General features: G+C 67.7%; 5 protein-coding genes and 1 pseudogene. 5 read left to right on the top strand and 1 reads right to left on the bottom strand.

Going from position 1 to position 5,852, the window contains the following annotated elements:
• Positions 1–313: pseudogene (locus G3N99_RS33485) on the top strand (IclR family transcriptional regulator); the annotation flags it as partial.
• An 829-nt stretch (positions 314–1,142) separates the two neighbouring features.
• Here G3N99_RS33485 and G3N99_RS33480 read toward each other — a convergent pair.
• Complete coding sequence (locus G3N99_RS33480) at positions 1,143–1,625, bottom strand: Lrp/AsnC family transcriptional regulator (protein ID WP_021159229.1); 483 nt, start codon at positions 1,623–1,625, stop codon at positions 1,143–1,145.
• Between the two features lie 285 nt (positions 1,626–1,910).
• Here G3N99_RS33480 and G3N99_RS33475 point away from each other — a divergent pair, with 285 nt between their 5' ends.
• The 4 genes from G3N99_RS33475 to G3N99_RS33460 form a co-directional block, all read left to right on the top strand.
• The gene (locus G3N99_RS33475; protein WP_206124514.1) at positions 1,911–2,549 is read left to right on the top strand and encodes a LysE family translocator; all 639 of its coding nucleotides are present in this window, start codon (positions 1,911–1,913) and stop codon (positions 2,547–2,549) included.
• A gap of 121 nt (positions 2,550–2,670) precedes the next feature.
• Positions 2,671–3,846 (top strand): voltage-gated potassium channel protein, encoded by a 1,176-nt coding sequence (gene kch, locus G3N99_RS33470; protein WP_174983122.1) that lies wholly within the window; start codon positions 2,671–2,673, stop codon positions 3,844–3,846.
• A gap of 68 nt (positions 3,847–3,914) precedes the next feature.
• Complete coding sequence (locus G3N99_RS33465) at positions 3,915–4,346, top strand: YqaA family protein (RefSeq protein WP_046547713.1); 432 nt, start codon at positions 3,915–3,917, stop codon at positions 4,344–4,346.
• 158 nt (positions 4,347–4,504) lie between these two features.
• Positions 4,505–5,852: methyl-accepting chemotaxis protein (locus G3N99_RS33460; protein ID WP_206124513.1), on the top strand; the 1,348-nt coding region annotated here is incomplete at its 3' end.

Genomic DNA, 5,852 nt, shown 5'->3' with positions numbered 1-5,852 from the left:
GGCTGATGCGGCGCGGCCAGAGGCCAGCCCCGGTCGCCGGGCGCGCAACGCCGCCGCGCTGGCCGACGCCGCGTCCCGCGCGCGACTCGCGACGATCCGCGCGGCCGAACTCGATTTCGCATTCGACGCGCCGGTGCCCGGCATCGGGACGGTTGCCGCGCCCGTGTTCGATCACACCGGCAGCATCCGGCTCGTGATCGCGATCATCGGCTCGTCGCGCGGCTTCCCGCGCGGGCCGGACAGCGACCTCGCGCACGCGTTGCTCGCCGCGACGCGGCGGCTGTCGTGGCGGTTCGGGTGGATCGGCCGGTAAGCCGCTGCACGCCGCGACCGACGTCCTCCCACCGCTCGAATCCCCTTTCCTGTTCCATGCGAGGCCGTGCTGGCACGGCCTCGTCACGCCTGTGGGCCACACGCAGGCATCCGATATTCATGTTGCAAAGCAGCAACACCAAATGTCAGTAATTCTCATATAACGAAATCGCATTTCACAAAGCGGAGACGTTTCGCTATGATTAGGGTTATCCCTAACTCGCCACCTATATGGGGCTTCGTCATGCAAACGTCTAATGTCTCCGACCGTTCCACCGAATCCGCTGGTTGGCTCGCACGTGTGAGCGACCTGATTGCAGAAGCTTGGGCACTCCACCTCGAGAACTGCGAAGTCATCGCTGAAGCACACGCACGCCTGCCGCACTGAACGGCACGACCGGCCGCCAGTTGATCGCACCACGCCCTGCCTGACCCGCTTGCCCGGACGCGCGCCACGAGGCCGCAGCGTCGGGCATCGGCATGCAGCGCATGGCGCATCGTCTGGCTGTCGGTCGGAAACCGGCCGCGGTTGCCCCGGTCGAATGCGCTCGCAGCGTCGGGAGCGCGTAGAAGTCACCTTGAATTGAAGCCGATGCCGGCGCCGATCGGCGCCGGCGCGGTTTTGTCTGACGGTTGCCCGGGCGGGCCGCCGTTATCTAGCCGGCGCGCGATTACGCCGGATCGTCCCGGATGGAAGATTCATCCGCTTTGCCGGCCCGGGTGCCGAACCGCGCGATGCGGCTCGCCCCACACCCGGTTGCCACCTTTCCCCGCGCCCACGCGCAGCCACCTGCGCCGTCGTTGCAACGCCGGCCGCATGCTGACTCCCATCACACCTGAATCGACGGCACGTCCTTCATGCAGCGCAGCGCGAACATCGAGCGGCTGTGACGGATGCTCGAAATCTTGTACAGCTTTTCGCGCAGGAAACGCTCGTAGCCGGCGGTGCCGTCCACCGCGACCTTGATCCAGTAGTCGTACTCGCCCGACACGAGATAGGCCTCGAGCACCTCGGGCAGTGCGGCGAGTTCCTCGCCGAAGCGCGCGAGCGCGTCGTCCTCATGGCGATCGAGCGTGACTTCGAGGATCACGATGTCCGCATAGCCCAGCTTCCGCTGATTGACGAGCGCGACGTAACCGTCGATGTAGCCGTCCACCTCGAGCTGCCGCGTGCGGTTCCAGCACGCGGTGGTCGACATGCCGATCTGTTCGGCCAGTTCGGCGTTCGACAGACGCGCATTTTTCTGCAGTGCGCCGAGGATCTTGCGGTCCTGACTGTCGAGCGTTTTCGGCGAGCGTTCACGTGTGGCCATGGCAGGAAGAATCTTCTTCTGAAAACCGGGATTCTATCTGAACGACATTCCGGATTTGTGTCGGTTTGTGTGGAAAAGCGGAAGCCTTTTAATCCGGCCCCTTGATATATTTTTACCCATGCCTGCTGTCCGGCACGCTCCCCGCGACAACCCCTTCGCACCGGGACGCATGGCCGCAATCACGAGTTGCGGTGCCGGCCAGCAGGCATGCGATTCCCCGCCGCCCGCGCGCCTATCCGGCCGCGCGGCTTCGGCGCCCGTGTTCCTGTTCCTGCCCTACCCGTCATGTCGTTCAGGCTTTACCTCTCGTTTCTCGCTGCTTCCGCCGTTCTCGTCTACGCTCCCGGCCCCGTCAACCTCCTCACCATGAACCAGGCGCTACGCACCGGCTGGCGCCGCGCGCTGCCGTGCGTCTGGGGCGGCACGCTCGCCGTGCTGCTGCAACTCGCGCTGACCGCGCTGTGCCTGAATTCGCTCGTGCATCTCGACGAACGCGCGCTGACCGTGCTGCGCTGGGCCGGCGCGGCCTACCTCGTCTGGCTCGGCTGCAAGCAATGGCTCAGCCGTGCACCGGCCGGCGCGCCCGCGGCCTCGGCCGGGCCGGCAGCGGCGGAGACCGACTCCCACCGCGCGCTGTTCTGGCGCGGCCTGGCGACCTCGGGCCTCAATCCGAAGACGCTGCTGTTCTTCCCGTCGTTCTTCCCGCAGTTCATCAGCCCCAGCGCCGACTGGAGCCTGAACCAGCAGTATCTGCTGCTCGCGACGACGTTCGCGGTGCTGTTCGCGGGCGGCGTCGCGTCGATGGCGCTGTTCTCGCACCGGCTGAGCCGCGCGCTGCAACGGCCCGCGCGGATGCGCGCGATGAACCGCGTGACGGGCGGGCTGCTCGTCGGGATGGGCGCGATCATGGTCGGCTGGAACTGAACGGCCGGGCGGCGGGCTTCATCGCCGCCGCCGTCAAGGTGCCTCGAAAAAGCAGGCGATCGCCGAATGCTTTAGGGTAGCGGCTGTTTCGTTGGACATGCCCGGCCAGCCGGGCGACTGGATGAAGCTCCTCACACCCCGCCTGCGGCGCCTGTTCGCGCCGGTCGGCCTGCACTGGTATCTCGCTCTCCTTCTCGCGCTCGATGCGCTCATGGTGCTGCGCCCCGTCGTCGAGCATGCGAAGCTCGGCGTGCATCACGCATGGCTCGCCGATGCGCTGAACCTCATCGACAACGCCGGGCTCGTCGTGTTGCCGCAAGTGATCGTCGCGGCCGGCCTCGCGACGATGGCCATCGGCATCGTGCTGCGCGCCCGCGTCGCGTGGGTGCTGTCGATCCTGCTGCTGGTCGCGGCCGCCGCGATCAGCGTGCTCGGCGGCTATCGCAGCCACGCCGTGTTCGTCTATACGGCCGTGCTGGCCGTCGCGCTGCTGTACTACTGGCGGCACTTCGACCGCGCGAGCGTCGCCGCGAGCAGCCTGTTCGCGTTGCTGAGCATCGTGTCGCTGCTGATCTACGCGACCTTCGGCGTGCTGTATCTCGGCGACGAATTCACGCCGCCCGTCCACGATCTCGCCACGGCGGTCTATTTCTCGATCGTGTCGATGTCGACGGTGGGCTACGGCGACATCGTTCCGCACGCGCCGACCGCGCGCCTGTTCACCGCGTCGGTGATCGTGCTCGGCATCACGGTGTTCGCGACGTCGATCAGCGCGGTCGTCGGCCCCGTGATCGGCGGCAATCTGAAACGGATCGTCAAGGGAGGCATTTCGAACGTGATCCGCAAGCATCATTACCTGATCGTCGGCGCGACACCCGTCGCGCATGCGGTGCACGACGGGCTGCGCAAGCGCGGCTACGCGGTGACCGTCGTCGTGCCGGGCGGCGTCGAGCACAACTATCCGGCCACGACCGACCTGATCGTCGGCGATGCGACCGACCACGCGGTGCTGGAAAGCGCCGGCGCGGCGACCGCGCGCGCGGTGCTCGCGCTGCGCTCCGACGACGCCGAAAATGCCTTCATCATCCTCGCGATCCGCGAGATCGCGCCGTCGGTGCGCACGGTCGCGCTCGTGAACCACCAGCGCAACCTCGAACGGCTGCGCCTGCTGAAGCCCGACATGGTGTTCTCGCCGCAGCAGCTCGCGGGCGAACTGCTGGCCAGCACGCTCAACGACGAACCCGTCGACAAGTCGTTGATCTCGCACCTGCTGTTCGGCACGGCCGACGCCGCTTGATGCCTGAACGCATGACCGTGTGACCCTGTGCCCCAGGTTGGCCGGCGCGTGCCCGGTACAATCGCGCGATGTCCGAATTGCTCACTTACGGCGGCCTGTTCGCCGTGTCGATGGTCGCCGCGACCCTGTTCCCGCTCCAGTCCGAAGCCGTGCTCGCCGGCCTGCTGATCGCCGGGCGCGAACCCGTGTGGGCGCTGGTGCTCGTCGCGAGCATCGGCAACGTGGCCGGCTCCGTGATCAACTGGGCGCTCGGGCGCGGCATCGAGCACTTCCGCGAGCGCCGCTGGTTTCCGGTCAAGCCCGCTGCGCTCGCGCGCGCCGAGCGCTGGTATGCACGCTACGGCCGCTGGTCGCTCCTGCTGAGCTGGGCGCCCGTGATCGGCGATCCGCTGACGATGATCGCCGGCGTGCTGCGCGAGCCGCTGCCGTCGTTTCTCGCGATCGTCACCGTCGCGAAGGTCGCGCGGTATCTCGTGATCGCGTGGCTCGTGACGCACTGACACCCTCATCTCGTCGCACACCCGCGCGACCGCCGCACCCGCCGGCGCCGCCATCGACGACGCACCGCTAAAGATTTCGCCGAAGTTGCCGTATTAACCGGGCGACTAGCGGTGACGCGTGCGTTCCGCCTCCTCTCCCTCCCCACTCAGGATGTTGCATGAGATTGACCCAATTGGGCCGGGTGAGCGTCGGCGCGCGTCTTGCCGCGCTGGCGTGCGCGCTCGTCGCCCTGCTGTTTACCGTTTTCGCGTGGACGCTCGCTCATTTCGCCGGCCAGCAGCTCGCTGAAGAAGCACACATGCGGATCGTCGACAAGGAACAGTCGATCCGCGCGATGGTCGACCTGTTCGACAAGGCGCTGTCGGCCGAAGCCAACCGCTCGATGTCGCTGTTCGCGAGCTTCCTGCCGCCTGATTTCTCGCTCGACGCGGCACGCACCGTCGACATCGGCGGCGTCGCCGCGCCAACCCTCTACGCGGGCGGCCAGCCGCTCGACCTCGACTATTCGATTCCCGACCAGTTCCTGAAGAAAAGCGGCGCGATCGCAACGATCTTCGTGCGCAACGGCGACGATTTCGTGCGCATCACGACGTCGCTGAAGAAGCAGGACGGCTCGCGTGCGGTCGGCACCCAGCTCGACCGTGCCGGCCCCGCGTACGCACCGCTCGTCGCCGGACGCAGCTACACGGGCCTCGCGAAGCTGTTCGGCCGGCCGTACATCACGCAGTACAAGCCGGTGACCGACGCGACCGGCCGCGTGATCGGCGCGCTGTTCGTCGGCCTCGACATCGGCGCCGAACTCAAGCTCGTCGAAGACGGCATCCGGTCGCTGAAGATCGGCGACAACGGCTACTACTTCGTGCTCGATGCATCGCAGGGCCCGTCGCGCGGCACCTTCGTCGTGCATCCGGATGCCGACGGCAAGCCTGCCGACGACGCGCGGGCGCCGTACGCGCAGATGCTCGCGGCCGGCCAGGGGCGGCTCGCGTACACGTCGACCGACCCGGCCGCGCACGATGGCGGGCCGACCGCGAAATTCGTGTCGTTCACGACGATTCCGCAGTGGCAGTGGCTCGTCGGCGGCATCGCGCTCGACGACGAACTGCTCGCCACGATGCGCGCCACCCGCAACCGCTTCCTGATGATCGGCGCCGTGCTCGTCGCGGCGTTCGCGACGCTGTTCGTCATCGTGGTACGCCGCGTCGTGAGCCGGCCGCTCGATGCGGCGGCACGGGCCTCCGAGCGCTATGCGGCGGGCGATCTCAGCGTGCGCATCCGTGATGGCGCGGCCACGCACGGCCCTGCGGGCGACGACGAAATCGGCCGGCTCGTGCAGGCGGTCGACGGGATCGGCGACGGCCTCGCGCGGATCGTCGCGCAGGTGCGCAACAGCTCCGCCGACATCGCGCGCGGCACGGTCGACATTGCAGCCGGCAGCGGCGACATCGCCGCGCGGATCGCGACGCAGGCGAGCAGCGTCGAACAGACCGCAGCCAGCATGGAAC

It is taken from the genome of Burkholderia sp. Ac-20392, from assembly GCF_017104585.1.
GTDB classification, from domain to species: Bacteria; Pseudomonadota; Gammaproteobacteria; order Burkholderiales; family Burkholderiaceae; genus Burkholderia; species Burkholderia lata.
Note: the sequence above shows the minus strand (reverse complement) of the source record. Positions and strands in the feature narration are given on the sequence as shown.